Raw genomic sequence first — 26,200 nt, forward strand, 5'->3', positions numbered from 1 at the left:
ATAAGCATTACAGCGAGCCACCCTTTAACACCCGAATAATCGCATCAACGACGGGCGCTGAGTCAGCCGCATAACACTGAAGTGATTGCAGCCCTTTCTCCGCCTCAGCAGCTGTCAGATACTCCGGCACAATGGCCGGCAGCTCGGCAAACATATATTCGCGACCAAACTCAGGATGCGCCTGTACCGTAAAAATATGCTGATCATAACGGAGTACACCATTCTGGCAGAACGCTGATCCCGCCAAAAGCTCAGCGCGTTCCGGCAGCTCGGTGACCTGATCCTGATGGATGATATGCAACGCCAACGGGTTACCGCCCAAGAGCGACTGACCAGTCTCTGTGGGCTGATAGATGTCGACACCAAGCCCCCAACCCGCATCCGCCTTAGTGACAACCCCACCCAGCGCCTGAGCGATCAACTGATGCCCAAAACAGATACCGATCAGAGGGATACCCGCCTGATCAATCGCTCTCACCAGCGATTCCAGCTTAGCGATCCACTCCCGCGGCTCATAAGCACTGGCTGGCGATCCGGTAATAATCCAGCCATCACACTCTCCTGATGAGTCAGGAAAAATACCAAGGCTCACATCCCAGGTTTTAAAACGAAAACCCGCACCTGCCAGCATCTCTTCTGTCATCCGGGCAAATGAGCCAAACTGCTCCAGCAGAACACCGCTATTGGTACCTGCCGCCAGAATACCTATTTTCATGTCAGACCACTCCAGATATAAAAAAACCGCTGCAGGCAGCGGTTTAACAAAAAAGACCCGACCTTATGATGCCGTTATAAAATCGAACATCCAGCGCGCAACACGCTTTGAGTCGGTCGCCGCATTTTCCGCGCGTAACTGCGCCAGCCCGGCATCAGAAACATCATCAGGAATCACCGCACCGGCACGCAACGCTACCAGATCGGTTTCAAACCGGAGATTAAATTCGGGATGAGCCTGCAGAGTAAGAATCCTGTCGCCATACACCAGCCCGGCAAACTGACAGAATTCAGACTGGGCAAAGGTTCGGGCATTTTCCGGCTTTTCCGTCACCTGATAACGGTGCATCGCACTGATAGTAAACGGCTCAGCGCCATCCTTTATAAAAGCATTATCACCCAACAGCTGATAGCTGTGCAGACCCACACCCCAGCCTCCCTGATAGGGTTCAACTTTGCCACCAAAGGCTTCTGCGATAATCTGATGACCGAAACAGATACCCAACAGAGGACGCTTACTGGCATCGATTTCCAGAATCAGTTTTTTGAGCTTTTGCATCCAGTCGAGGTTCTCATCCACATTGAACTTTGACCCGGTAATCACCCAGCCATCACACTGCTCAGCACTCTCAGGAAAAACACCATCCCGCACATCAAACACTGTATATTCAAAGTCAGCGTCAACCAGAGCAAACAGCTGCTTAATCATGTCCGCATAAGACCCATACTGACCGATCAACTCATCCGGTGTGATACCGGTCGCCAGAATACCTATTTTCATCATCTGCTTCTCACCCTAAAAACAAAAACGCCCACTCAGAGTGGGCGCTAACATAGTGCCCTGAACTACTCCGGCTTCTCCAGCAGTTTCGCCTGACGCCGCATCTGATACATCGCCCCCACAACACCGATCGCAACCACTGCAATCATCAGTGTCGCCAGTGCGTTTACTTCAGGCGATACCCCCAGACGCACTTTGGAGAAGATCACCATCGGCAGCGTACTGTTACCCGGACCAGAGACGAAGCTGGCGATAACCAGATCGTCCAGTGACATGGTAAAAGACAACAACCAACCAGAAATAACTGCAGGCATAATCAATGGCAGTGTTACCAGAAAGAACAGCGACGAAGACTTAGCACCCAGATCCATCGCTGCCTCTTCCAGGGTTTCATCCAGTTGCGACAAACGCGACTGAACAATTACCGCAACATAAGCCATACAGAAAGTGACATGGGCAATAATAATGGTGCTGGTACCCCGACCTGCAGGCCAGCCAAACGCCCCCTCCATCGCCACAAATAATAGCAACAAAGAGAGACCGGTAATTACCTCAGGCATCACCAGTGGCGCACTAATCCAGCCCGCCAGCATCATCTTGCCCCTAAAGCGCCGGAAGCGACTCAGAACAAATCCAGCCATGGTTCCCAGCACCACCGCAACGGTGGCACTGATAAAAGCAATTTTGAAGCTCAGCAGGGCTGCATCGATAATCTGGTCATTGCGGAACAGCTCGCCATACCACTTCAATGACCAGCCACCCCAGACCGTTACCAGTTTAGACTTGTTAAAGCTGTATACCACCAGTGCGATCATCGGCGCATACAGAAAGATAAAGCCCATGGTCGCGGTCGTATTTAAAAACAGTGATCTACGTTTCATCAGACCGCCTCCTCTTTACCCTGACTGTTACGAATCAACATGATTGGCAACACCAGCACAACCAGCATAACCACAGCAACTGCCGAAGCCATCGGCCAGTCTCGATTGAGGAAAAACTCATCCCACAATACCCGCCCGATCATCAATGTATCTGAGCCACCCAACAATGCCGGAATAACAAACTCACCCACCGCCGGAATAAACACCAGCATACAGCCTGCAATAATGCCCGGCATAGCCAGTGGCACGGTGATCAGAAAGAAACTGGTTGCCGGTCTGGAGCCCAGATCCTCAGCAGCTTCCAGCAGAGTCAGATCCATCTTTTCCAGGGCACTATAAAGCGGTAAAACCATGAATGGCAGGTAGGTATAGACAATACCTACATAGACTGCAAAGTCCGTCTGCAACATGATAAGCGGCTGATCAATAATGCCCGTACTGAGTAAAAGCTCATTAATCAGACCATTCTTCTTCAGAAATCCCATCCAGGCATACACCCGCAACAGAAAAGAGGTCCAGAATGGCAGAATCACCAGCGACAGCAACAACGCCCGGGTTGTCGGCTTACTGCGGGCAATCATGTACGCAATCGGAAATGCGATCAGCAACGTCAACATCGTCGAGATCGCTGCAATCTTAATCGAACTCAGATACGCATCGATATAAAATGAATCCTCAAACAGGAACAGATAGTTCCCCAGATTCAACTTCAAATTAATAAATGCTTCATCCAGATTCCAGTCCAACAATGCCGTATAGGGCGGCACCGCAATGGCGGTTTCTGATAGTGAGATCTTAAACACCACCAAAAAGGGGATAAAGAAAAATACGGCCAGCCAGAGCATAGGGACTGCGATAACAGAAAACCGCCCCCAGTTTAACCGCTTAAAAATATTGTACTTTGCCAGGCGTGAACCGGAGCCCTCCACCCAGGCAGAACCGGTTGGTGTACTCATGATGTCAATACCACGCTGCTGTCTACATCCCAGAACAGATAGACTTCATCATTCCAGGTGAGTCGGGCGCCCAGCTCACGGGTAGTATTCGGCTGAGTAACCCGAACTTCCATGCCGCTCTCCAGACGCACCCGATAGACCGACAGACTACCCATATAAGCGATCTCTTCGATCACACCCCGGATACAATTTTCAGCCCGATCCGGCTTCTCTTTACTGATCTGAGTTTTTTCAGGACGCAGGGCCACATGAACTTTCTGGTTTGGTGCACAACTGATACCGTGATTAACGTAGAGCACCCCACCGGCATCTTTAGAATCAATGCGTACAGAATCTGGCAGATCTTCAATCACCCGACCCTCAAACAGGTTAACCGAACCAATAAACTCGGCAACGAAGCGACTGTTAGGGTATTCGTATACATCATGAGGCTCGGCGGTTTGTACAATCACGCCGTGATTCATCACACCAATCCGGCTTGCCAGCGTCATCGCTTCTTCCTGGTCATGGGTCACCACCACAAAGGTCACGCCCAACTCCTCCTGGATTCGAATCAGCTCAAACTGAGTCTCTTCCCGAAGCTTTTTATCCAGAGCACCCAGCGGCTCATCCAGCAGCAATAACTTGGGCCGTTTCACCAGTGAACGGGCCAATGCGACACGCTGACGCTGACCACCCGAAAGCTGATCAGGCTTACGCTTACCGAGATGCCCCAACTGGACCATATCAAGCATCTTAGAGACACGCTGCTTCACTTCAGAGCGATCAAGCCCTTCACGCTTCAGACCAAAAGCAACGTTCTCTTCTACCGACAGATGGGGAAACAGCGCGTATGACTGAAACATCATATTGACCGGGCGCTTCCATGGCTGAATACCCGCCATATCAACCCCATCAATGATAATCCGACCACTGGTAGGAGATTCAAAACCTGCCAACATGCGCAGTAGGGTACTTTTACCGGAACCGGAACCGCCTAACAGACAAAACAGTTCGTTTTTATAGATATCCAGTGAGATATTATCCACAGCAGTAAACTCACCAAATTTTTTGGTGACATTTTCTATCTGCAGAAAAGGTGTTGCTCCCTCCTGCTTCCAAAGAGGCATTTTGGAAGCCTGAGGAGATGCCGCAGACACACTATCCGGCTGCGACTCAATTGTTACTGTTGAAGTCATACTACACCCTATACCATATTCATATGCTGAGCTCAGTCGGGAGCCCAGAGAGTTATTTATGAAGCTTTCAGTAGCGCTGCTCTCGTTAGCAGTTTATTCCATCACCTGAAAGCGATATCTTTCTGGCAGAGGCGCACCTCTGCCAGGGGTAGACTTACCGACCAGTTTTAATCTCAGTCCAGGCGCGGGTCAGCAACCGGTCAAACTTGGCGCTATGAGCATTCTGAGTAAACAGATTAGCCTTCACCTCTTCTGACGGGTAGATGCCGGGGTTATTCAATACCTCTTCCAGCACCATTGGCTCTGCCGCCTTATTAGCTACAGCAAAATAGGCGAAGTTAGAAACCGCTGCACCGCTGTCTCCTCTGAGGATATAATCCACCAACTTATACGCCGCATCTTTATGTGGCGCATCGACAGGGATCGCCATCAGGTCAAACCAAACCAACGTCCCCTCTTTCGGAATCGCATAACCGACCTTAACTCCCTGTCCCGCTTCCTCAGCACGACCCTGAGCCTGCAACACATCGCCGTTATAGCCCAGAGAGACACAGATATCGCCGTTTGCCAGATCAGAAATATACGCGGAAGAGGAGAATTTACGATAACTATCACGAGCAGACTTCAGCAGATCTTCAGCTTTTTTCAGATCAGCCTTATTCTCAGAGTTTGGATCAAGACCCAGATAGTTGAGCGCTATCGAAACAACCTCAGCAGGAGAATCAAGCAGGGAGATACCACAATCGTTCAGCTTGGCAGCAATCTCAGGCTTAAACACCAGATCCAGTGTATCAACCGGCATATCGCCCAGACGCTCTTTGACCATATCAACGTTATAGCCGATACCGATCGTTCCCCAGGCATAAGGAACATTGTGCTTATTACCAGGGTCATGACGGGAAATTTTCTCCAGCATTGCCGCATCAAGGTTACCGTAATTAGTCAGCTTACTGCGATCAAGCTCACTGTAGATTCCGGCCTGCACCTGACGCTCAAGAAAAGAGCCGGTTGGTACAACAACGTCATAACCGGCGCCGCCAGACATCAGCTTAGCTTCAAGCACCTCATTCGAGTCATAAACGTCATAGTTAACCTTGATTCCGGTATCTCTGGTGAAGTTTTCCAGGATCTCAGGGCTGATATAATCGGACCAATTGTAAAAATTCACAACCTGCTCTTCAGCCATTACAGTAGTGGAAACGGACGCAGCCATTACTACTGCAAGACCAAGCTTCTTCGGATTCATTGTATTACTCCATTTCTGGTGCTTTAGATATCGCAGCATTTGCTGGCCCACCGATAAGCATTAACTCTTTAGATGCCGCAGAGCGGCGTTCATCAGAGCCACATCTTTTTGTTGTTATTGTCATGGCTGCCTCCTCTGATCAGGAAGGCAGCGCTCAAGCTTCTCAAACTGTCGCAGTATTTTCTGCAACTAGTCAAAATGTACTGCAACCTCCCTGTCAGCTATATACCCTCCAATAGGTATCATAACTTAATCCTTTATTATCATACGGTTACAACAACCCCAAGTACGAATCGTACTCTATATCAGAGATCTGTTCATTGATCTTCCGCTGTTCCTGACGCTTCGCAGCGGAGAAAACCCGAATAAACTCTTCTCCCAGATACTCCTCAAGCACAGCACTTTCTGCAAACAGCTCGGTAGCAATATCCCACTTATTCGGCAAAATCATCTCCTGATCACCATCAGCATAGGCATCCCCTTCAATCGGCGCCGGTGGCATCAGTTTGTTTTCAATACCGTACAACGCCCCCGCCAGAATGGCAGCCAGCACCAGATAAGGGTTTGCGTCTGCACCAGACACCCGGTGCTCAATTCGACGAGCTTCACAGGGACTTTCAGGAATACGGATCGCAACCGTACGGTTCTCATAACCCCAGGTGGCAATCGTAGGAGCATGCGCCCCGGCCATAAAGCGGCGATAGGAGTTCATGTGCGGCGCAAAGATCAGCATACTGTCAGACATGGTATGCATCAGACCGGCAACCGCATTTTTCAGGATATCCGTACCATCTTCACCACCATCATCAAAGATGTTATTACCCGCCTCATCCAACAGGCTAAAGTGAACATGGAAACCGTTACCACTTTTATCCTGATAGGGCTTAGCCATAAAGGTGGCGGAATAGCCATGCTTGCGTGAGATACCTTTGATCAGACGCTTAAACATAATCGCCTGATCACCCGCCATCAGCGGATCATTGACGTGCAACAGGTTGATCTCAAACTGACCCGGCCCCAGCTCAGAAATAATAGTATCTGCAGGAACCCCCTGAATCTCACAAACCTCACGCACTTCAGCAAAGAAGGAGGACAGACCATCCATCTCATCAATGGAGTAGCAGTCGGTTTCGCTCAGACGGCGACCATGCCCTTCTGACAGTATTGGCGGCTGCGGACGCTGAGTCTCTTCGGACTCGCCATCCATCAGATAGAATTCCAGCTCGGTCGCCATAACAGGGGTCAGACCCCGAGCTTTAAAACGCTTAACCACACCCGCAAGAACCTGACGGGGATCACAACCAAATGGCGTACCATCGGGGTTAAACATGGTTGCCAGAATCTGATCACGAGGATCTTCAGACCAGGGAACCGGTATAGCCCGGTCACCCACCGGCATACAGATGCCATCCATATCACCGGTCTCAAAAACCAGACCGTTATCCAGAACATCATCACCCCAGAAATCAAAACCCAGAACAGAACGGGGAAGCTTTACACCTTCATCGAATACTTTAGTTGCGGCACTAGCTGGAAGACGCTTACCCCGCAAATTACCATTCAGGTCAGCTATAAACAGGTCAAACTCTTTATCTTTTTCTTTCTTAAACGTCATAAGATTCTCACTCGAAATCTTTCATCCCCACCCCCTGGTGGGTCACAACATACCGTTGCAATCAGCTTAGCTTAACTCACATGCTTTTGTGATCACAAACAATAAAACAATGTGATCACATTTTTTTCTGGCGGTCAATATCGACATCTGTTAAAAATGTCATGTAACCTATTTAGTGATCGCATTACAACAAGAGAACCTGCTATGAGGTTCCCAGAGAAATAAGGCCAGAAACAACTTTGATAATGGACAAGAAATCTCCGATTAAAATAACAGTAACTGAACGCACTGAGTCTGTAACTATCACCCAATGGGTATACCAGACTCTGCGTAATGCCGTTATGTACGGTGAGATCCTCCCTGGGAGAATACTTACCATCCGCGAGCTGGCTGCGATTCTTGACGTTAGCCCCATGCCGGTGCGCGAAGCGCTGCGCCAACTGGCGGCAGAAAGCGCCCTGGAAATTCAGGGCAACCGCCGGGTGATGGTGCCTAAAATGACGGCGATGAAATTTAACGAACTCTGTGAAGCACGTATCGCTATTGAGTCTCATGCAGCAGCACGTGCGCTTCCCTATATTGACAGCGATCGTCTGGAACAGCTGCGTTCACTGGACAGCCTGATCGATCAGGCCCAGGAGGAAGACAACCTGGGACAGATAAGCATACTCAACCAAAGCTTTCACCGCTCGCTCTATACCGCCAACCCACATCAGGTCACCCTGCCGCTGATTGAAAGCCTGTGGCTGCAACTCGGTCCTTTTATGCGTATGGCCACCAGCGAGCTGGAAGAGCACTATCTTGTCGATCGGCATAACGAAGCGATGTCTGCTATCGAAAAAAAGGATGCATATGCCCTGCAAGTCGCAATTGCAGCGGATATTCGCGAAGGTATCGCCTTCGCGGGAACCCCCGAAATGCTTCACACCTTCATTGAAAACTCAGGCCGCTGAGCCGCACCGCCAACAGCTACCCCATCCATTAAGCAAACACCCCCGGAAGATAACTTCTGCCTTTCGGGACTTTTTTGTTGACATTATATTTTTGTGATCACAAAATAGTGATCACAAAAAATAGTCGGGAAAATATTTCGATTCTTTTTATCGTTTCTTTATACACCGGTAAATCATTTCACCCGGTGACTGGTTGGGAGAGATTTAATGCACGAACAAAACAGTAACTCATCAATAACCGCAAATGTGCAGTCCATCGATGCGGGTCATCACATGCACCCTTTCACCAACACCGGCGCCCTGAACAAGAAAGGAGCACGGGTAATCACCCATGCAGAAGGTGTATATCTGTGGGATAGTGAAGGCAATAAGATCATCGACGGCATGGCAGGCCTGTGGTGTGTCAATATGGGTTACGGCCGGACAGAACTGATTGAAGCGTCCGACAAGCAGATGAAGCAACTGGCCTACTACAACACCTTTTTCCAGACCACCCATGCACCGGTCGCTGAGTTAGCAAAAGAGGTTGCCAGTATCACCCCCTATGACCTCAACCATATCTTTTTTGCCAACTCAGGTTCTGAAGCAATAGACACCATTATCCGAATGGTTCGCCAATACTGGGCAATCAAAGGTAAACCCTATCGCAATATTCTCATCGCCCGTGAAAATGCTTATCACGGCAGTACCCTTGGCGGCACCAGCCTCGGCGGTATGAGTGGTATGCACAAACAGGGTGGCCCGATGGTGCCAAACATCGCCCGTATCCGTCAGCCATACTGGTACGGCGAAGCCGGTGATATGACCGAAGAGGAGTTCGGTATCGCCTGCGCTAAAGCACTGGAAGATAAAATTCTCGAAGTGGGCCCCGATAATGTTGCGGCCTTCGTCGGCGAGCCAATTCAGGGGGCTGGGGGCGTCATCGTGCCACCTGCCAACTACTGGACAGAGATTCAGAAAGTCTGTGATAAGTACGATATTCTGCTGGCAGCCGATGAAGTCATCTGTGGCTTTGGCCGTACCGGCAGCTGGTTTGGCTGTGAAACCTTTGGCTTTAAACCAGACATTATGTCGATGGCTAAAGGTTTATCTTCCGGTTATCTGCCGATTGCTGCGGTGGCCATTGGCGACCGTATTGCCAATGCCTTTATTGAGCATGATGATGACTTCAATCACGGCTTCACCTACTCCGGTCACCCGGTTGCAGCAGCAGTTGCTATTGCCAACATCCAACTGATGAAAAAAGAAAACATTGTTGACTATGTTGCCAAAGATATCGGACCTTACTTCCAGAAAAAACTCCGTGAAGCGGTTGCAGACCACCCACTGGTAGGCCATATCGAAGGGGTAGGTCTGATCGCGGGTCTTGCTCTGGTGAAACACAAAGCACCAAAAGAGCTGTACGCTGATGATGTTAATATTGGCCTAATCTGCCGCGACCATTGCTTCAACAATGGTCTGATCATGCGCGCGGTTGGCAGCCGGATGGTGCTGTCACCACCACTGGTTATCAGCCATGAAGAAGTTGATGAACTCTGCGAAAAAGTACGCCTGTGCTTTGACCTGACCCTCAAATCAGTCAGTTGATCAGCTCATGTAACCTTTAAACTGCATAATTCTTTCACTATCGTTATGCAGACGGAGGGCAGAAATCGCGACTATTTCTGACCTCCATTATTCGACTGCAGTGGGTCAGTATTACCGGTATTGGCCCTTTTATCTCTCTTTGACTCACCATCACAGATAAACGCAGTCGAATCTTTTTCAGTTTTAATGCCCAGAGCAGGAGCCTCGCTATGCAAAGCATAAGTGCGCAGCACGCCGCGTCTGAACACTGGCAAAAGGATCTTGCTGCACTTATCGACACCATTCGCCTGCCCAGTTTTGGCGGGATGCTGGAAAAATTCCTCGCCACTCAGTGCCACTTCGACACGATGCTGGTGGTCACCTATAGAAAATCACTGAAACCACTCATTCTTCACCCTACTGATCCGGCAGAACAGAGTCTGACGCTGCACAACTACATCAACCGGGCCTATATTCTTGACCCTCTGTTTAATGCCATCCGCAGTGGCAATCTGGGAGAGGGCGTCAGCCGGCTGATCGATATCGCTCCCGACAGCTTTGAAACCACCAAATACTACCAAAGCTGTTATAAAGAGTTTGACCTGATTGATGAGATAAGCCTGATCATTGAGCTCGACCCTAAAGTCAGCTGTGCCATTTCACTCGGTCGCAGAACCAGCCGCGGTACTATCACCCGCGCGGAACTCAGCCGTCTGAATAATATTTACCCGGTGATCAAATCGATCATCCGCCAGTTCTGGTGGTCGCAGTCGCAGGAGTTTGTTAAATACGAAAAATCAGAGGGCGCGATGAATCAGGCCATCAGCACCTTCGGCAGCGGCGTACTCACACCGAGAGAGCAACAGATTGCAGGATTGATTTTGCAGGGGCACTCGTCCAAAGCCATAGCGAATATGCTGGATATCAGCCTCGGCACAGTAAAAGTACACCGCAAGAATATCCACACCCGGCTAAACACCTCAACCCAGTCAGACATCTTTACACTGTTCCTGGCCCACCTCAAAGAGCTGGATCCTGCGGCTAATGCGTAAAAGTTACTAGAGGCGCTTTGCGCCTGCCAGGGGCCAGACGTAAAGCTTCGCGTTCCTTGCTAGAAGAGCCGTGGCTCGTGGTGGACTGCTGGAAGCTTTCACCCGACCATACAACAACTTTCTTACAAAGCACATAATTTAAAAAGCCTACCATTGCAGATATAGAAGGCTTTTCCGAGCAACAAGCAAGTCACGCTCTTTGTGACGTCGGGCTAGAAACAACGTTTTTTATAGCATTACAGCAACAAGCAAAACCCCTTAAAAACAAAAACCGCCAAAAGGCGGTTTTTATATACTCTGGCGATCTCTGGCCTATGCCTTACAACCGAATCAGTACATTCTTGATATCGGTGTATTTTTCCAGCGCATGTAGCGATTTATCACGACCGTTACCGGAGGCTTTAACACCGCCAAAAGGCACCGTAGTATCGCCCTCACCCCAGGTATTCACCCACACCATGCCGCTTTCGATCTTGCGGCTGACGCGGTGAGCGCGGGACAGGTTCTGGGTCCAGACGGCTGCGCCAAGCCCGTAAACAGAATCATTGGCCAGTGCAATTGCTTCCTCTTCGGTTTCAAACTCACATACCGCCAGTACCGGCCCGAAGATCTCCTCTTTGACAAAGGTCATAGCGTTGTTAGCGCCATCAACGATGGTCGGCTTGGCATAAAAGCCTTTACCTTGCTGGTATTCAGGAATGCCCCCCATGATCACCTGACCGCCCTCTTCCTGAGCGGAACGGATGTAACGCTCAACCGTTGCCAGCTGGGTGGCATCAACCATTGGGCCCATTGTGGTGGCAGGGTCTAACGGATCACCGGGCTGGAACCGCGCAGCCGCTTCAACCAGTGCCGCGACAAACTCTTCCTTAATGCTTTTTTCAACATAGAGGCGGGAACAGGCGATACACACCTCGCCCTGGTTGCAGAAGATGGCTGCTGCAGATGCCGCAGCAGCCGCTTTAATATCCGCATCGGCAAACACCAGATTGGGCGACTTACCGCCCGCTTCCAGCCAGACCCGTTTCATATTTGACTCACCGGCATAGCCCATCAGCATACCGGCTACCCGGGTCGAACCGGTAAAGGCCAGCACGTTGACATCCATATGCAGCGCCAGCGCTTTACCTGCAGTATGACCAAAGCCCGGCAGAACATTCAGAACACCGGCAGGCATTCCCGCTGCTACCGCCAGTTCAGCCAGACGCAGTGCACTCAGCGGAGACTTTTCTGATGGTTTCAGCACCACCGAGTTACCCGCTGCCATCGCCGGAGCAATCTTCCAGCTGACCATCAGCAGCGGATAGTTCCAGGGGGTGATCGCACCGACCACACCGACTGGCTGATGATGAATCATCGCCAGGGTATCATGCCCGGTGGGTGCAATCTCACCATACACTTTATCAATACTCTCTGCGGTCCAGCGAATGCAGTCAATTGCATCTGGGACGTCGATATTGACCATCTCAGAGATCGATTTACCCATATCCAGGGTGTCCAGCAGCGCAAACTCATCTTTGTGCTGCTCAATCAGATCAGCCCAGCGGAGCATCACTTTCTTACGCTCCCGGGGGTGCATCTCAGACCATACACCTGAACGGAAAACTTCACGGGCATTGGCAACCGCGATATCCACATCCGCTGCATCACAACTGGCCACATCGGCAAGCAACTGTTCGGTCGCCGGATTGATACAGGGAAAAGTGTCACCACTCACTGCGGGCTGAAACGCTCCATTGATATACGCCTGATGCTGCACGCTTAAGGTCTTACTCAGGGCTTGCCACTCGGAATAGCTTTTCATCGATTATCGTCTCCGCAATATCCGTTCGTCACTGTCAGAATCTGAAGCCAGGCGGTGCCTCTTCATCGATTCATAATTTACTCTCAGTATATTCGTTATGCTTTTACCGCCTCTATATATATGAAGGGGTAGTTAAAGCGCGACGGGGCAATTTTTGCATCAGAATACTCACAAATAGATACCTATCCTGAGGTATATCTTCCGATATCCGACTTTGCCCATAATCAAGATTCATAAAAAATAACAGGAAAAATCGATGAAGAAGATTTTTACAGGACTGGCCGCCGCAATGGCCCTGACATCGACAGTTCAGGCTGCTGACGTTACTGGCACCGTTTCATTTACCAATGATTACCGTTTCCGTGGCATCTCTCAATCCGCCGGTGATCCAGCCGTTCAGGGCAGCCTGGATGTTGCATTTGATAATGGCGTTTATGCCGGCATCTGGGGCAGCAATGTCGACTTTGCTGACGATGCCAAGCTGGAAATTGATTACTATGTGGGCTTTGCCAATGATATCAATGACGATCTGAGCTACGACGTTTCCTATGGTTTTTATACCTACCCAGGCTATAACACTGATGCGGAATACGGCGAACTGGCTCTGGCACTGTATTACGGTAACGTTGGCTTCACCATGGCGTATTCCGACGACTTTTTTAACTCAGGAGAGTCTGCACAATACTTCGGTCTTGATTACAGCTATGGTATCACCGAAGCCGTTAGCCTCGATCTGCATGCCGGTTACAGCACCGGAGACTACTGGGGTAAAGTCGATATTAACGACTATCAGGACTACTCTGTCGGCCTCTCGGGTTCTGTTGCAGGCCTGGATCTGTCAGCGACTTATCTGTTCAACAGCATCGACAATGCTGATGAGGTTGATAAAGGTGCATTCCGCAATGACAATACACTGATGCTAAGCGTATCACGCACTTTCTAAGCCTGTCTTAAAACTGAATCAGGCACGTACAGAGCTCCCCTTCTTCTGCCTGATACAGGCCATTCAGAATATTTCTGTGTGGCCTTTTTTATTCGTGTTTCAGGGCGTAAAATCCCGCTCTGCTTTAATACTCCAGTTCAGAGGCACGGATGTCAGTCGCAACTCTCTCAATTTTCATACCTACGTTTTTCTTTGTCTCTATTACACCGGGGATGTGTATGACGCTGGCCCTGAGTCTGGGAATGTCAATCGGTGTGCAACGCAGCCTGCACATGATGTGGGGCGAACTGATCGGTGTAGGTCTGGTGGCCACTGCGGCGGCTGTCGGTGTTGCCGCTCTGATGCTGCAGTTCCCGGAGGCGTTTATCTTTCTTAAGCTTGGCGGGGGTGCCTATCTTGGCTGGCTGGGTTTGCAGATGTGGCAGTCGAAAGGCAAACTGGTGATGCCTGAACCGGGCGCAGAGGTAAAACATCAGGGCAAGTTGCAGTTGGCACTGAACGGCTTTATTACGGCCATTGCCAACCCCAAAGGCTGGGCCTTCTTTGTCACACTGCTGCCCCCCTTTCTGGACCAGAATCTGCCGCTTGCACCTCAGCTCACCCTGCTGATTGCGATGATTCTGTCACTAGAATTCTGCTGCCTGTTAATCTACGCCAGCGGGGGAAAAGCATTACGCCATCTCCTGCTGGACCGGGGCAATGTCAAACTGATGAACCGGATTGCCGGTTCACTGATGATTGGCGTTGGCCTCTGGCTGGCATTCGGCTAAGCACCACACTGACGGGGCACTCTTACTTACCGATGAACTACTTTTTAATAACTGAGAAGCGGCGCGGCTGAGGCCGGCTCTCCTGCAGATTAGAATAGCCGTCATCATCACGGTAGAGTGTGTAATACTCCATTGCCAGCACATCCCAGACCATATGAGTTGCGAAAGTCGGAGGTAAGCGGTATTGTCGGACACCGATCAGCTCTGGCTGATAACTGTTATCCGGTGGCGCTAATAAGATTTTGCTTAGCTCGCGGGCATCCCAGCTGTAATACTGTTTCGGCATCGCATACGCCTCTGCAATCCAGCCCTCTCGGTAGGAGGGACCGATCAGCGAAAGCGAACGACAATCCGCACGCCCTTCTATGCAATACTGCTGCTTATCCAGATCGACGATATAATTTTCAGACCCAAAGGTTGCCAGAGAAGAACATCCGGCCAGACTGATCAGTAACAAAAAAGCTATAGCCAACGGCTTCATAACCTGTAGCATATTCATTATTGCTCCATGAATTAAAGATAACAGCAGTAAGATCAATAGATTAATATGAGTCATATCAGACAACGCACGGACTATCCTGACGCCAGGTTAGATAATCATCAGATATACCTGGCGTTATAACATCAAGGAGCGCCCATGAGCCCTGTTGAAAAGTTTACCTTTCAGGCACTCGAAAGCCGCACTAAGGCACTAGCTATCGCCCTGGGCTTCCGAGACCAGCCTACACTTGATCACTCTGACCGGGTACAGACACTGGCAATCGAACTGGGCAGAGCCGCCGGACTCTGTGAAGGTCAGATCAGCGCGCTGCGAATAAGTTCAAAATTTCACGATATCGGCAAGATAGGCATTCCTGATCGCATTTTGATGAAACCCGGCAAGCTGGACAGTGATGACTGGGAAGTGATGCATCGCCACCCGGCCATTGGCGAACAGATCGTGCTATCAACCGAACTGGATGGGGCATCGGAAACAGCCCACATTATTCGCCATCACCATGAGCATTTTGATGGTAAAGGTTATCCTGACAAACTTGCCGGTGAAGCGATCCCGGTGGGCGCAAGAATCATCAGTATCGTCGATAGTTATGATGCGATGGCATTCACCCGTTCCTACCATGAAGGCCATACTCACGCAGAAATTATTGAGCAGATCAACCGGGAGTCCGGCACAAAGCACGACCCCTATCTGCTGAATCATTTCTGTCGCATTATCGAAAGAAGTGCCAACCGGGTGGAATAATATTCATTTGTAGCACGCAATTAAGCGTATTAAGCTGATGGTAATTACAACCAGAGATTGCCCCCTATGCTTACTCTAACAGTCTTGCGCAAAACCCTATCAGCTAAATCACTGTTATCCGCAGCAACAGTCTCCACCCTGGCACTTACCCTCAGCCTCACACCGGTTATTACCCAGCAGTTTTGCGGACTGGATCTCGGTAGCCAGGCGCTGGCTAAAGGCGATGGTGGTAATGGCGGCGGCAATGGCGGTGGTAATGGCGGCGGCAATGGCGGTGGTAATGGCGGTGGTAATGGCAGTGGTAATGGCAGTGGTAATGGCGGCGGCAATGGGAACGCTGGCAACGGCCATCAGGGTAATGGAAATGCATTTGGCCAAAGCAATGGAGGGCCTGGCAAGTCTGCTACCACAGAGAGTAACGGCTTAGGCAACAGCCGGGGGCTTGGAAATAATCAGAAAGCCGTTTCTGCCAGTCTCGGGCGTCTGAATGCCGCCCACGCATCGGCAAACGCCCGCGCCCATGCAGCGTCCAATTCTGCGGTGGGTTTAATCGCTCAGTATGAAGCAACTATCTATGCGGCCAGAGAAGCCGCCACGGTAGAGGAGCGTGCAGAACTGGAGCAAACAGCTATGGATTTTCTGGGTCAGGCGGCAAATAAGGAGATCAATGCTGAGGTGGTCTCTGCAGTAAATGATCTGCTGGGAATCGCGCCTGAATCAGCCACTGAAACAGCGCCGGACACTGCCACAGAACCGGAAACAGCCCCAGAAACAGACTCAGGCAACACCGACGCGGGAACGCCCGACAATAGCACTCAGGTGTAAAGTTAAAAATCTCTGATCAGCTGCAGGTTCTGCCAATTAAGTTCTAAATCACTTAACAGCAGCCTCTGCCGGGTAAAAAGATGATAGGCATGATCGGTTTTAAGCCCCCAGATGCCATCAGCATGGCCGGATGGGTATCCCAGCTCATCAAGGCGAAGCTGTATAAACAGCGTTGTTGAACGATCAACCCGTCCCGAATGATATGCCATAAGACGGCTGGCAGATTGCCGCGACGCCTTATTACTCAGCGAGTACATTCTCATTTTTAACTCAGTTGCCAGCGCCACTCCCCGCTTTTCCGCCTGCGCAAACCAGTACCAGGCTGCAGCCGGATCCTGAGGTAACCCAAGCCCTCTGGCGTAGACAACCCCCAGATCGAAAATAGCCTGCTTGTGCCCCAGATCCGCAGCGCGGCTTAGCAGGAAGCCCGCCCACAAGCGGTTTTTCTTAACTCCCCGACCGTTCATATAAAGCACACCCAACTGATATAGTGCACTTGGGTGGTCTTTTCTCGCCGCCAGGTCTAACCAGTATGCAGCATCTGTGAGGCTGGTATTTACTCCTCTGCCACTCAGATAGGACATCCCGGCCATATACGCGCCTTCAGCAGAACCATTCAGTGCCGCATCCTTAAACAACTCAACCCCATGCTGATAGTCCTGCGTGACGCCTCGCCCCTGAGTTACATCTAACCCCTGAGTAAACTGCTGTTTAGCTACTTCAGGATTATTCTGCACCTGAGGGGGCGAGCCAGCACCGAAGCCGGGGAAGCTGCCGCATCCTGACAACAGCGTGACGACCGCTGCCGTGACTAGCAGAGCAGGTCCGTGCATCAGCAAAGGTATGCCTGTCAGGGTATATCTGCATTTCAAGTAGTTAACCATTGAGCCTCCTGCATCTGTAACAAGCAGTATAGGCGAAGCTCGGTAATCTACCGCCAGGATTTACTTAATCCGGGATCAATTCACCCACCACCGATGTGACAGGCTTTACCCCCGCCCAGACATCCAGTGCCATATCTTCCGGTTCCTCATTAGGCCCACCGACACGAATCTTGGCTGACACCTCCTCAATCGGGAAAGCAAACACCGCCGTTACCTTCATTTCAGTCTCATTGGGTGGACGTGCTTCAGTCGAACGACCGGGACTGTATTTATCCAGCATAGCGTCAAGTGCTTGCCGTTTTTCCTGTGGGTCTTCCACTAATCGCCCTTGCGCGTACACCACCACCGAACGGAAGTTAACGGAGTGATGATAGGCGGAACGGGCAAACACCAGTCCATCCAGCAGACAGACCGTAATACAGGCAGTCTGCCCTTTAATAACCTGCTGAAACAGGCCGTTCTTGACCGAACCGTGAAGAAACAGCTCATCTCCCACTCGCCAGTGGGAACTGGGTTGCACCATCGCCTGACCATCGCAACTGACACCGATATTACACACCCAGGCCTCATCAAGAATGCTGTAGATGGTATCCCGGTCGTAGTTGGCGATTTTACGCCCCCGTTTGACCCGGGTGCGCTCAGTCATTTTAATCTCACTCATAGCCTGTCCTTACTATTTTTAAACACCCATCTTGAGTGCTCTTTTAGGTTTGCGATATGGTGAGATTAGCCGCTATAGTGGGCCTTATTAAGATCCAATTAATAGATATTATCAGGGCCCAATTTGAAACCGTCTCTGAACAATAAAACACCTCACTCAGAGCGCTTTACCCCGTTTTTAGAACAGGTGAAAAACCAGCGTCCGCTCTACCGGGGGTTATTTAACTATATCCAGCAGCGGATTCTGTCCGGCGAACTGCCCGCAGGGAGCCGCCTGCCTTCCAGTCGAGAACTGGCAGACCTGCTAAGACTCTCGCGTAACACCGTCAAGCAGGTGTATGAGATGCTTCAGGCCGAGGGCTATATCGAAACCCGGCATGGGGATGGCAGCTACATTTCTCCCCAACTATCCCTGAATAAAAAAACTACACGGCGGAAGCCGGAACCGCACACCCGGCCAGTCACACTCTCAGCCCAAAGCGCGCAGCTGCAACAGATCCGGCCACTCTATCAGCAGCACCAACAGCAACTGCTGCTGCCTGCAGTACCGGCGCTGGATCAGTTTCCCTGGCAACAGTGGCAACGTTCGGTGACACACGCTGGCAGGCAAATGAAGTTTCACGCTGAACGTGACTTTATGGGAGAGGCAGCTCTGCGCACGGAGATCGCCGCCTATCTCAATGCAACCCGTGGAATCCACTGCGATATGACGCAGGTGATGATCTGCTCCGGCTCGCAACAGGGGATGCAGCTGGCCTTTTCCATGCTATTGAATCCAGGCGATGAGGTTTTGGTAGAAGATCCTGGCTTTCCCGGTATCGACGGGGCCATTAGCAACGCAGGCGGAATTAAACTATCGGTGCCCATTGACCGGAACGGCTTTCGTACCGATATCGCTCTGCACAGGCAGCAGAGTGCCCGGCTTGCTTTTATCACCCCGTCACGCAACTTTCCGATGGGTTATACCCTCAGTCTTGAACGCCGCCTGCAACTGCTGGAGTGGGCCCGGCAACAGGGCTGTTGCATTATCGAAGATGACTACGACAGTGAGTTCCGCTTTGACGGCCCCCCTCTGACCGCACTGCAGGGTCTGGATGGCGAGCACAGCGTGATCTACTCCGGCACCTTCAGCCGTATTCTGCACCCGGCTATACGGCTGGCATATCTGGTTCTGCCGTCTGCCCTGGTGGAGCCGTTTAACCGGATGCGCGGGTTTATGGATGGCGGCTTGTCTGCGTTACCACAACTGGCACTGGCAGACTTTATGGCCCGGGGCGCCTTTTCCAGCCATCTCAGACGGATGCGCAAACTCTATAAAACCCGGCGCAGTTACCTGTTACAGCAGATAGAGCAGATCTTTAACAGCCAACTGATATGGGAACCCAGTGATGGCGGGATGCATGGCGTGTTTCTGCTGCCTCCGAGCATTAATGACAAAGCGATTGTCGAACAGACGATGAAGGTAGGGTTGGGAATACGCCCGCTGTCTTACTATTATGATAAACAACCCGCCCGCAGCGGTCTGGTTATCGGCTTTGGCGGTTATGATGAAGCCCGGATAGACGCCGGATTAGCTTTACTGAAGTCAGTTCTGGAGCATCATCTGTAAAACCAAAAAAGCTGCACCTCACATTGAGATGCAGCCTATACAGAGAGTTCAAACGTGCAGATAGCGGACTCTACTTATTTGCAGCCATCTTATTTGCTGCCAGCACATAGAGATATTCCAGTGCCAGCGTGGCACCGGCCAGTGAAGTGATCTCAGCATGGTCATAGGCTGGCGCAACCTCAACCACATCCATCCCCACCAGATTCAGCCCCTGCAAACCACGGATCACTTTCAGGGCGCAATCCATATTCATGCCACCGGCAACCGGCGTACCCGTACCCGGCGCAAAAGCGGGATCAAGGCCATCAATATCAAAACTGACATAGGCTTTCTTGTCACCCACCCGGGCATGTATGCGTTCCAGAATACCGTGCGGCCCATGATCGCCCACCCAGGCAGCGTCAAGCACTTCAAAGGGGTGTCCCTCAACATCATAGACGGTACGGATACCAATCTGAATCGAATGTTCCGTATCCAACAAGCCCTCTTCAACGGCGTGATGAAACAGCGTACCGTGATCATATTGGGTGCCACCAGAATAGGTATCGGTATGCGCATCAAAATGGATCAGTGCCAGTGGACCATGTTTTTTAGCATAGGCACGCAACACCGGCAGGGTAATGAAGTGATCACCACCAAAAGTCAGGGATGATTTACCCGCAGCAAGGATTGCACTGATATGTCCCTGCAGATTGTCCACCATGGTCTGCGGTTCACCATGCTTAAACAGCACATTGCCGGAATCGGCCACTTTCAGATGGTCATCCAAAGCAAACTGCCAGGGCCAGCGCGCCCCTTCCCAGATCAGCTGCGTTGATGCCTGACGCACACCCAGCGGCCCGAAACGGGCACCGGAACGTCCCGATGTCGCCAGATCAAACGGCACGCCGGCCACAATGACTTCCGCATCAGAAGCATTCAGATCACTCACCACCGGAAACTCCATAAAGGTCATTCCCAGTGAGCCGTAGATCGGCAGGTCAGCATTACCCGTACTAGTTTCTATATCAGACATTCCTCAACCCTCAACTATTTAACTCGGGCCAGCTTACTATTGCGACTATAATTATTGAAATGCATAGTTATAATGACTGCATGTATATAATTAATACCAGACCGACTATCAAGATCGACTATAAAGACCACGCCGATGAAGCCGCTACGCCAGTTTGACCTCAACCTGTTACTGCTGCTGGAAGCGTTGCTGACAGAGTGCCATGTCAGTCGCGCAGCAGAACGGATGTTTCTCAGCCAGTCGGCCATGAGTCACGCCCTGAACCGGCTGAGACAGCAGCTGGACGATCCATTACTGGTGCGCTCCGGTAACGGCCTTAAGCCGACCCCTCGCGCAACCGCTATGTTGCCGGATATCCGTCAGGCGATCCGCATGATTGAACACAGTCTCAGCCCACTGGCACCCTTTGATCCATCCAGCTCTGATCGCTGTTTTACTATCGCCAGTACCGATTTCTTTGAGGCGCTGATCCTACCGCCACTGATGCAGAACCTGCAGCTCACGGCACCCGGCATCCGTATTCAGATTGAGGTTATTCGTCAGGGGGGCAATCTGAAGCAGCTGGAAAAACGCGAGCTGGACCTGATTCTAGGACTGGACAGCAAACAGCCGGTTGACCCGCAACTGATCAGCCGGTCCTGGCACACAGAACCCCTTGCCTGCCTGATTGCGGAAGGCAATACCCTGATGGATCAACACCTCTCACTGGAACAATATTGCCAGTTAAAGCATGTGATACTTTCCGATCTCGCCGGGGTAACCTCAGACCAGATAGATCAATGGCTGGCGCAACAACAACGGCAACGAAACTTTATCGCCTGCACCGTGAACTATATGGCGGGGGCCCGCATCGTTGCCGCCACCGAAGCAATAATGACACTGCCGCGACAGATGGCACTGTTGTTTGCCCAGATGTTACCCGTGAGGTTGCTATCCCCCCCTCAGGGAATGCCAGAGATCGAGATGGTTAGTCTGCACCACCCGCTCTATTCCAACGATCCGGGGCTGAAGTGGCTGTTAGAGTTGCTACACCAATAAATCGCTATCGCGAAACCCATCAGTCTGACGGTTACTGACAACTCACCTGTCAGTGCGCGGCGGTTTTAGAAAAGACATTCATAATCACCACCCCCAGAATAATGAATACCATACCAATAATAGCAGGAAGATCAGGAACCTCTTTGTAGATGATTGCGCTGATTGAAGCGATTAACACAATCCCCATCCCTGCCCAGATAGCATAAGCCACGCCGACAGGGACCGTTTTAAGCACCAGTGACAAAAAGTAAAACGCCGTGAGATAACCAATCACACACAACGCACTGGCAAACGGCCGGCTAAACTCTTCTGAAGCCTTCAGCGCCAATGTACCAATCACCTCTGCAGCAATCGCAAACGCCAGAAACCAATACCCCATAACACACCTTAGTTTGCCGCGTTGCGGCTTAATAGAGGTCGCGACGCGACTTGAGACTGGAAGAAACACAGGCCTGTCTCCAAGCGCGGATGACAGCCTGAGAATAACTTTTCGCAATCAGGCGATTAAGTGACGGCATCTGCTCCGCCCGATGAACATAATCCTGATGAGAAAAATCACCACTAGAATATCAGTCAATGAGGCTAAACAGAAAGCGGGTAAGATCAGAAAAACAGATTTGTCGGCCACAGGGCCTGACATACTATCGATAGGAACGGCTCTGAAACCGCTCGCTCAGAGAAAATCTACGCCAGTACTATCCGCTTACCCTGGTTCTTTGCGCTCGATTCAAGCAACAAGCGCATCTTCTCTGCCGGAACAGGCTTACTGAACAAGTAACCCTGCCCTTCATCGCAATGGTGACATAACAGGAATTCAAGGTGAGCGTTGGTCTCTACACCTTCCGCAATGACGTCGAGATTGAGACTCTTTGACAACGAGATGATCGCCCGGGTCAGCTCAGCATCATCACGGTCTTCAGGTAGATCTGAAATAAAAGACCGGTCGATCTTAATCTTATTCACCGGGAATTTTTTTAAATAAGACAGAGAGGAAAAGCCGGTTCCAAAATCATCGATAGCCAGGCCAACCCCCAGGGCACTCAACTGTTTAAGCGCAATCACGGTTTGCTCCGGTTTGAGCATAGCCTGAGTTTCCGTCACCTCAAACATAAGGCTGGCTGGTTCAAGTTCATAATCCGAAAAGCATTTTTTTACAAACGCAATAAAGTCATCCTGATCCAACTGAATCATAGATAAGTTCATCGACAGAACACCGGGCTTTAAACCATCAGCTAACCATGATTTGAACTGACTCATTGATGCACGCATCATTAGCCGATCGACATCGATAATCATGCCAGTCTCTTCCGCCAGGGGAATAAAACTATCTGGAAATAACAGCCCCTTCTCCGGATGCTGCCATCTGATCAAAGCCTCCATCCCAATAATATTCTGAGTTGAAAGCTCATATTGAGGCTGAAAGTAAACCACAAACTGGTCTTCATCTATTGCCTGCCGTAGCTGCCGTTCCAGCCTTACCCGCTCTAATATCCGCTCAGTGAACTCCGGTTTATAAAACCGACAGGTATTTCGCCCATCCGCTTTCGCTTTATACATGGCGGCATCTGCATTCTTTAGCAGGGTATCAACATCCGCTCCATCTATGGGATATACAGCGACCCCAACACTACAGGTCAGATAAAAGGTAAAGCGATCAAATGATATTGGCGACCTGAATAGAGAGAGTATTTTTTCGGTAATAAGAAACACATCTTGTTCGTGTTTTATTGAATCAATTAAGACCGTAAATTCATCGCCTCCCATTCTGGCCACAGAATCGCAATCCCATAGGCACTCTTTTATTTTTTCCGCAACAATCTGAAGAAGCTGATCACCAACTGTATGGCCATATGAATCATTCACCTCTTTAAAACGATCTAAATCGATGAATAAAACCGCAAACATACCATTAGTTCGCTCTGCAAGCTGAATCGCATGGCTAACACGATCAACATAGAGCAACCGGTTTGGAAGTGCCGTAAGCGAATCATGCTCAGCCTGATATTCTAGCAACAAGGTTCTCTCATCAAAGGCTTTTGCCAACCCTTCGACTTCATCATCCCCTCCCAGTGGACTGCAGCGAACATCCTGCCCTGCATGGGCTCGTGTCACCCGGGAAGAGAGCTCTAAAATTGGAGCCGTTATTCGGGTGCCGATCCAGCGGGACATAAACAAGCTCACGGATACAAGCACAAGTCCAACCATCAGAAGTATCTGCATCGCCTCTCTGACCGGAGCATTATAAATATTTTCAGGCAAGCCTATCTGCAACATGATGCCTAACTTAGAGAAAAGCGGTAGCTCCCCTCCGGCATGATAAAGGTATGACTGATAACTTATTTCGGGATTGTAATTATGGGAGTAGATAACCAGGTCATCCTTCAGAACCCTGATGTACGTTGGAGAGTCGTCGAGAATATTTCTGGCAATAATTTTGTCCAGATCAAAACTGATGATCAGCGCTCCCTGAGTCGTCGAGTAATACTCTATCGGACTGATAACAATTAACTTTTTGTTTTTACCAACAAAAACCGATGTTTGGTTCAATGCCAGGGCAACTCTTAATTGCTCAGACCGGTTATATTCCGGGATTTGATCCCCAGAATGAAACACCGGATGTCCATCAAAGTCGACCACATCCAGATACAGTACATCCTTACCTTTCATGAAATTAGAGATGAGAGGGGCAAGATAGGTATCCCGCTCCTCATCATCAATAAGCGCATTAACCATCAACTCATTCGTTGCCAATAGCTCGCTGTTCTCGACAAGATAACTTAAGCGCTGTTCAATTGAACGATTGAGAGCGGCGGTGTTACTGACAAACAATTTTTCGGTCTGAATACCTAACTGCTTATTAACCAGAAATAATGAAACGATCAGAAGCGTCGTAAGAACCAGCAATAACAGACTAGTCACCAGAAAGATAACTTTGTGCTTTATACTGTTAAACTTAAAAAACGCTTTAACGCTCATAAGAGTCAGCCTTAGTTAACCGGGATGATTTGGCCATTTTCGCCAAACCGGGCCATGAAATAGTCGTCTTCACCCAGTGCGTCATGATGGCTATCAGTAAATGCAGAATCATATCGCTTTACCACCCCCTCATACACTGGTAACTGTTCAAGAGCGTGAACAATCTCTGCCCGGTCAGTACTACCGGACCGCTCTATCGCCAGTGCCAATAACTGCACCAGGTCATAGGCCTGAGCAACCCCATGTTGTGAGTTGATCTGCTCGCCCTGCTCTAGTCCATACTCCGTTATATAAGCTTGTTTTAAATCGCTCGATTGCTTCCGCCGAGACCGGTCAAAAAGAAACGTCTGAAAAAAACGTAACTCAGCCTGACTATATAGCTTCAGCGTTGCGTCATCTTTCACTCCCCCAAGAATCCCCCAGTGAGATACAATCGGAAGAGGCTGTTCTCTCTGGGTTAGCCCCGCAATAATAACTCGCGCTTCATTTGCATTGGCAACCAGAATAACGCTGTCAGCACCTGAGCTGAATACCTGAAGAAGTTCCTTGCTATAGTCAGTTTCACCTCGGTTAAAAACAACTTCAGCGGCAGGAAATACTCCTTTAGAGAAAAGAAAACGTTGCATATTTTTCAGGTTGGTACGGCCCCACACTGTATTTTCAACAACTATTGCCGGGTTTTTATGTTCTCCTATGGCATAGTTGGCAATATATTCCGATGCCCACAAATCATTCGCTGATATTCTGAACACGTTATTATCAGGTATTCCATTTTCTGTCAGCCCCCCAGCAGCAGACCAGGGAATCAAATAAGGAATATGAGACCGACTCACACTCTTCAGCTCCTCACCAATAACCGTCGCGTGTTTTCCTCCGACTACCGCGACCACATCAGGACGCTGAATAAAGTACTCCATATTTTCAATACTGATACTGGGGATTGTCTTATGATCCAGGGCGATTACATGCAATTTTTTACCCGATACCCCACCCCGGCGATTGATCTCTTTAACTGCAAGCCGAACACCTCTTTTAATTGCTAATCCGGAACTGGGTTCTCTCGACAGGTCAGCATTAATACCGATGACCAGATGATTTTTATCCTCAGCTGGTGGGCCATACTTATCAAAAAGAAGTTCCTCTGTTTTAGAGATCAGCGCGGTGCCAACGATACCCTCAAACTGAGAAGCAATTTTTTCAGTTTTATGCGCAAATACCGCTCTCTGCTCTGCACTGAGAAGGTGAACCCGGGTACCCGCTTGTTTGATCTTTTCAATCAGCTCGGCTTCTTTTTTCTGTGTTTCTATGCGTTCCCACGGTGTCACTTCAATGGCAGTATCCAGCAACACTTTTTGCACATCGTAAGGCAGCCGGTCCATCGTTTTACTGCTTATCGATAACACATACCCAAGAAAGGCATGATTGCTTAACACCAGATCACTCTGAACCTCATGAAAGCCCATACTATAAATTGCAATTAGCGGGTTTTCT

Annotated in this window: 24 protein-coding genes; 9 read left to right on the forward strand and 15 right to left on the reverse strand. The window is 50.0% G+C overall.

Annotated features, from left to right (window positions below; all coding sequences use genetic code 11):
* Nucleotides 1-7: 7 nt before the first annotated feature.
* From ACQY8X_RS15020 to ACQY8X_RS15050, 7 genes are all read right to left on the reverse strand, one after another.
* Entirely contained in the window at nt 8-715 is a 708-nt protein-coding gene (locus tag ACQY8X_RS15020; protein ID WP_428035954.1) for a type 1 glutamine amidotransferase, read from the reverse strand.
* A gap of 63 nt (nt 716-778) precedes the next feature.
* A complete protein-coding gene (locus ACQY8X_RS15025; RefSeq protein WP_428035955.1) occupies nt 779-1,498 on the reverse strand; it encodes a glutamine amidotransferase-related protein in 720 nt (239 codons plus the stop codon).
* A 62-nt stretch (nt 1,499-1,560) separates the two neighbouring features.
* Nucleotides 1,561-2,376, reverse strand: a complete 816-nt coding sequence (locus ACQY8X_RS15030) for an ABC transporter permease subunit (protein WP_428035956.1) — start codon at nt 2,374-2,376, stop codon at nt 1,561-1,563.
* Nucleotides 2,376-3,332, reverse strand: a complete 957-nt coding sequence (locus ACQY8X_RS15035; protein ID WP_428035957.1) for an ABC transporter permease subunit — start codon at nt 3,330-3,332, stop codon at nt 2,376-2,378. Before ACQY8X_RS15035 ends, ACQY8X_RS15030 begins: the two co-directional genes overlap by 1 nt.
* Nucleotides 3,329-4,510, reverse strand: a complete 1,182-nt coding sequence (locus ACQY8X_RS15040; RefSeq protein ID WP_428035958.1) for an ABC transporter ATP-binding protein — start codon at nt 4,508-4,510, stop codon at nt 3,329-3,331. The genes ACQY8X_RS15035 and ACQY8X_RS15040 overlap by 4 nt, the downstream gene beginning before the upstream one ends.
* A gap of 154 nt (nt 4,511-4,664) precedes the next feature.
* Complete coding sequence (locus ACQY8X_RS15045; protein ID WP_428035959.1) at nt 4,665-5,756, reverse strand: polyamine ABC transporter substrate-binding protein; 1,092 nt, start codon at nt 5,754-5,756, stop codon at nt 4,665-4,667.
* Nucleotides 5,757-6,027: 271 nt separating this feature from the next.
* Nucleotides 6,028-7,371: a glutamine synthetase family protein gene (locus ACQY8X_RS15050; protein ID WP_428035960.1), complete on the reverse strand. Its 1,344-nt coding sequence runs from the start codon at nt 7,369-7,371 to the stop codon at nt 6,028-6,030.
* A 245-nt stretch (nt 7,372-7,616) separates the two neighbouring features.
* On the opposite strand from ACQY8X_RS15050, the gene ACQY8X_RS15055 reads away from it, so the two are divergent.
* The 3 genes from ACQY8X_RS15055 to ACQY8X_RS15065 all read left to right on the forward strand — a co-directional run bounded on the left by ACQY8X_RS15055 (nt 7,617) and on the right by ACQY8X_RS15065 (nt 10,942).
* A complete protein-coding gene (locus tag ACQY8X_RS15055; protein ID WP_428035961.1) occupies nt 7,617-8,324 on the forward strand; it encodes a GntR family transcriptional regulator in 708 nt (235 codons plus the stop codon).
* A 207-nt stretch (nt 8,325-8,531) separates the two neighbouring features.
* On the forward strand, nt 8,532-9,911 hold the full coding sequence (locus tag ACQY8X_RS15060; RefSeq protein WP_428035962.1) for an aspartate aminotransferase family protein: 1,380 nt from the start codon (nt 8,532-8,534) through the stop codon (nt 9,909-9,911).
* A 209-nt stretch (nt 9,912-10,120) separates the two neighbouring features.
* Nucleotides 10,121-10,942, forward strand: coding sequence for a response regulator transcription factor (locus ACQY8X_RS15065; RefSeq protein ID WP_428035963.1), 822 nt, complete (start codon nt 10,121-10,123; stop codon nt 10,940-10,942).
* Between the two features lie 319 nt (nt 10,943-11,261).
* Here ACQY8X_RS15065 and ACQY8X_RS15070 read toward each other — a convergent pair whose 3' ends face one another.
* Nucleotides 11,262-12,746: an aldehyde dehydrogenase gene (locus ACQY8X_RS15070; protein WP_428035964.1), complete on the reverse strand. Its 1,485-nt coding sequence runs from the start codon at nt 12,744-12,746 to the stop codon at nt 11,262-11,264.
* Nucleotides 12,747-13,002: 256 nt separating this feature from the next.
* Here ACQY8X_RS15070 and ACQY8X_RS15075 point away from each other — a divergent pair, with 256 nt between their 5' ends.
* Together ACQY8X_RS15075 and ACQY8X_RS15080 are read left to right on the forward strand one after the other, a co-directional pair.
* The gene (locus ACQY8X_RS15075; RefSeq protein ID WP_428035965.1) at nt 13,003-13,689 is read left to right on the forward strand and encodes a TorF family putative porin; all 687 of its coding nucleotides are present in this window, start codon (nt 13,003-13,005) and stop codon (nt 13,687-13,689) included.
* Between the two features lie 149 nt (nt 13,690-13,838).
* Nucleotides 13,839-14,459 (forward strand): LysE family translocator, encoded by a 621-nt coding sequence (locus ACQY8X_RS15080; RefSeq protein WP_428035966.1) that lies wholly within the window; start codon nt 13,839-13,841, stop codon nt 14,457-14,459.
* Between the two features lie 37 nt (nt 14,460-14,496).
* Here the strand turns inward: ACQY8X_RS15080 and ACQY8X_RS15085 are convergent, their stop codons facing one another.
* A complete protein-coding gene (locus ACQY8X_RS15085; protein WP_428035967.1) occupies nt 14,497-14,958 on the reverse strand; it encodes a hypothetical protein in 462 nt (153 codons plus the stop codon).
* A gap of 138 nt (nt 14,959-15,096) precedes the next feature.
* On the opposite strand from ACQY8X_RS15085, the gene ACQY8X_RS15090 reads away from it, so the two are divergent.
* Together ACQY8X_RS15090 and ACQY8X_RS15095 are read left to right on the forward strand one after the other, a co-directional pair.
* Nucleotides 15,097-15,702: an HD-GYP domain-containing protein gene (locus tag ACQY8X_RS15090; RefSeq protein WP_428035968.1), complete on the forward strand. Its 606-nt coding sequence runs from the start codon at nt 15,097-15,099 to the stop codon at nt 15,700-15,702.
* Between the two features lie 66 nt (nt 15,703-15,768).
* Entirely contained in the window at nt 15,769-16,527 is a 759-nt protein-coding gene (locus ACQY8X_RS15095) for a hypothetical protein (protein ID WP_428035969.1), read from the forward strand.
* A gap of 2 nt (nt 16,528-16,529) precedes the next feature.
* On the opposite strand, the gene ACQY8X_RS15100 is transcribed toward ACQY8X_RS15095, so the two are convergent.
* Together ACQY8X_RS15100 and ACQY8X_RS15105 are read right to left on the reverse strand one after the other, a co-directional pair.
* Entirely contained in the window at nt 16,530-17,360 is an 831-nt protein-coding gene (locus ACQY8X_RS15100; protein WP_428035970.1) for a tetratricopeptide repeat protein, read from the reverse strand.
* 115 nt (nt 17,361-17,475) lie between these two features.
* Nucleotides 17,476-18,072, reverse strand: coding sequence for a pyridoxamine 5'-phosphate oxidase family protein (locus tag ACQY8X_RS15105; protein ID WP_428035971.1), 597 nt, complete (start codon nt 18,070-18,072; stop codon nt 17,476-17,478).
* 123 nt (nt 18,073-18,195) lie between these two features.
* Between ACQY8X_RS15105 and ACQY8X_RS15110 the strand changes: the two genes are divergently transcribed.
* On the forward strand, nt 18,196-19,680 hold the full coding sequence (locus ACQY8X_RS15110; RefSeq protein WP_428035972.1) for a PLP-dependent aminotransferase family protein: 1,485 nt from the start codon (nt 18,196-18,198) through the stop codon (nt 19,678-19,680).
* Between the two features lie 70 nt (nt 19,681-19,750).
* On the opposite strand, the gene speB is transcribed toward ACQY8X_RS15110, so the two are convergent.
* A complete protein-coding gene (speB, locus tag ACQY8X_RS15115) occupies nt 19,751-20,695 on the reverse strand; it encodes an agmatinase (RefSeq protein WP_428035973.1) in 945 nt (314 codons plus the stop codon).
* Between the two features lie 135 nt (nt 20,696-20,830).
* On the opposite strand from speB, the gene ACQY8X_RS15120 reads away from it, so the two are divergent.
* Nucleotides 20,831-21,733, forward strand: coding sequence for a LysR family transcriptional regulator (locus tag ACQY8X_RS15120; RefSeq protein WP_428035974.1), 903 nt, complete (start codon nt 20,831-20,833; stop codon nt 21,731-21,733).
* Nucleotides 21,734-21,782: 49 nt separating this feature from the next.
* Here ACQY8X_RS15120 and ACQY8X_RS15125 read toward each other — a convergent pair whose 3' ends face one another.
* The 3 genes from ACQY8X_RS15125 to dctP form a co-directional block, all read right to left on the reverse strand.
* The gene (locus tag ACQY8X_RS15125; protein ID WP_428035975.1) at nt 21,783-22,112 is read right to left on the reverse strand and encodes a DMT family transporter; all 330 of its coding nucleotides are present in this window, start codon (nt 22,110-22,112) and stop codon (nt 21,783-21,785) included.
* 305 nt (nt 22,113-22,417) lie between these two features.
* Nucleotides 22,418-24,709, reverse strand: a complete 2,292-nt coding sequence (locus tag ACQY8X_RS15130; protein ID WP_428035976.1) for a bifunctional diguanylate cyclase/phosphodiesterase — start codon at nt 24,707-24,709, stop codon at nt 22,418-22,420.
* Nucleotides 24,710-24,720: 11 nt separating this feature from the next.
* The coding region (gene dctP, locus ACQY8X_RS15135) for a TRAP transporter substrate-binding protein DctP (protein WP_428035977.1) at nt 24,721-26,200 on the reverse strand (1,480 nt) is incomplete at its 5' end.

This window comes from Amphritea sp., from assembly GCF_050300915.1.
Taxonomy (GTDB): domain Bacteria; phylum Pseudomonadota; class Gammaproteobacteria; order Pseudomonadales; family Balneatricaceae; genus Amphritea.

What these genes read in the sequence shown, in the direction of transcription:
- ACQY8X_RS15055 (WP_428035961.1), top strand. Translation starts at nt 7,617, where the DNA reads ATGGACAAGAAATCTCCGATTAAAATAACAGTAACTGAACGCACTGAG.
- ACQY8X_RS15075 (WP_428035965.1), top strand. Translation starts at nt 13,003, where the DNA reads ATGAAGAAGATTTTTACAGGACTGGCCGCCGCAATGGCCCTGACATCG.
- ACQY8X_RS15035 (WP_428035957.1), bottom strand. Translation starts at nt 3,332, where the DNA reads ATGAGTACACCAACCGGTTCTGCCTGGGTGGAGGGCTCCGGTTCACGC.
- ACQY8X_RS15065 (WP_428035963.1), top strand. Translation starts at nt 10,121, where the DNA reads ATGCAAAGCATAAGTGCGCAGCACGCCGCGTCTGAACACTGGCAAAAG.
- ACQY8X_RS15030 (WP_428035956.1), bottom strand. Translation starts at nt 2,376, where the DNA reads ATGAAACGTAGATCACTGTTTTTAAATACGACCGCGACCATGGGCTTT.
- ACQY8X_RS15105 (WP_428035971.1), bottom strand. Translation starts at nt 18,072, where the DNA reads ATGAGTGAGATTAAAATGACTGAGCGCACCCGGGTCAAACGGGGGCGT.
- ACQY8X_RS15090 (WP_428035968.1), top strand. Translation starts at nt 15,097, where the DNA reads ATGAGCCCTGTTGAAAAGTTTACCTTTCAGGCACTCGAAAGCCGCACT.
- ACQY8X_RS15095 (WP_428035969.1), top strand. Translation starts at nt 15,769, where the DNA reads ATGCTTACTCTAACAGTCTTGCGCAAAACCCTATCAGCTAAATCACTG.
- ACQY8X_RS15080 (WP_428035966.1), top strand. Translation starts at nt 13,839, where the DNA reads ATGTCAGTCGCAACTCTCTCAATTTTCATACCTACGTTTTTCTTTGTC.
- ACQY8X_RS15120 (WP_428035974.1), top strand. Translation starts at nt 20,831, where the DNA reads ATGAAGCCGCTACGCCAGTTTGACCTCAACCTGTTACTGCTGCTGGAA.
- ACQY8X_RS15100 (WP_428035970.1), bottom strand. Translation starts at nt 17,360, where the DNA reads ATGCACGGACCTGCTCTGCTAGTCACGGCAGCGGTCGTCACGCTGTTG.
- ACQY8X_RS15045 (WP_428035959.1), bottom strand. Translation starts at nt 5,756, where the DNA reads ATGAATCCGAAGAAGCTTGGTCTTGCAGTAGTAATGGCTGCGTCCGTT.
- ACQY8X_RS15020 (WP_428035954.1), bottom strand. Translation starts at nt 715, where the DNA reads ATGAAAATAGGTATTCTGGCGGCAGGTACCAATAGCGGTGTTCTGCTG.
- ACQY8X_RS15125 (WP_428035975.1), bottom strand. Translation starts at nt 22,112, where the DNA reads ATGGGGTATTGGTTTCTGGCGTTTGCGATTGCTGCAGAGGTGATTGGT.
- ACQY8X_RS15025 (WP_428035955.1), bottom strand. Translation starts at nt 1,498, where the DNA reads ATGATGAAAATAGGTATTCTGGCGACCGGTATCACACCGGATGAGTTG.
- ACQY8X_RS15040 (WP_428035958.1), bottom strand. Translation starts at nt 4,510, where the DNA reads ATGACTTCAACAGTAACAATTGAGTCGCAGCCGGATAGTGTGTCTGCG.
- ACQY8X_RS15130 (WP_428035976.1), bottom strand. Translation starts at nt 24,709, where the DNA reads ATGAGCGTTAAAGCGTTTTTTAAGTTTAACAGTATAAAGCACAAAGTT.
- speB (WP_428035973.1), bottom strand. Translation starts at nt 20,695, where the DNA reads ATGTCTGATATAGAAACTAGTACGGGTAATGCTGACCTGCCGATCTAC.
- ACQY8X_RS15085 (WP_428035967.1), bottom strand. Translation starts at nt 14,958, where the DNA reads ATGAATATGCTACAGGTTATGAAGCCGTTGGCTATAGCTTTTTTGTTA.
- ACQY8X_RS15060 (WP_428035962.1), top strand. Translation starts at nt 8,532, where the DNA reads ATGCACGAACAAAACAGTAACTCATCAATAACCGCAAATGTGCAGTCC.
- ACQY8X_RS15070 (WP_428035964.1), bottom strand. Translation starts at nt 12,746, where the DNA reads ATGAAAAGCTATTCCGAGTGGCAAGCCCTGAGTAAGACCTTAAGCGTG.
- ACQY8X_RS15050 (WP_428035960.1), bottom strand. Translation starts at nt 7,371, where the DNA reads ATGACGTTTAAGAAAGAAAAAGATAAAGAGTTTGACCTGTTTATAGCT.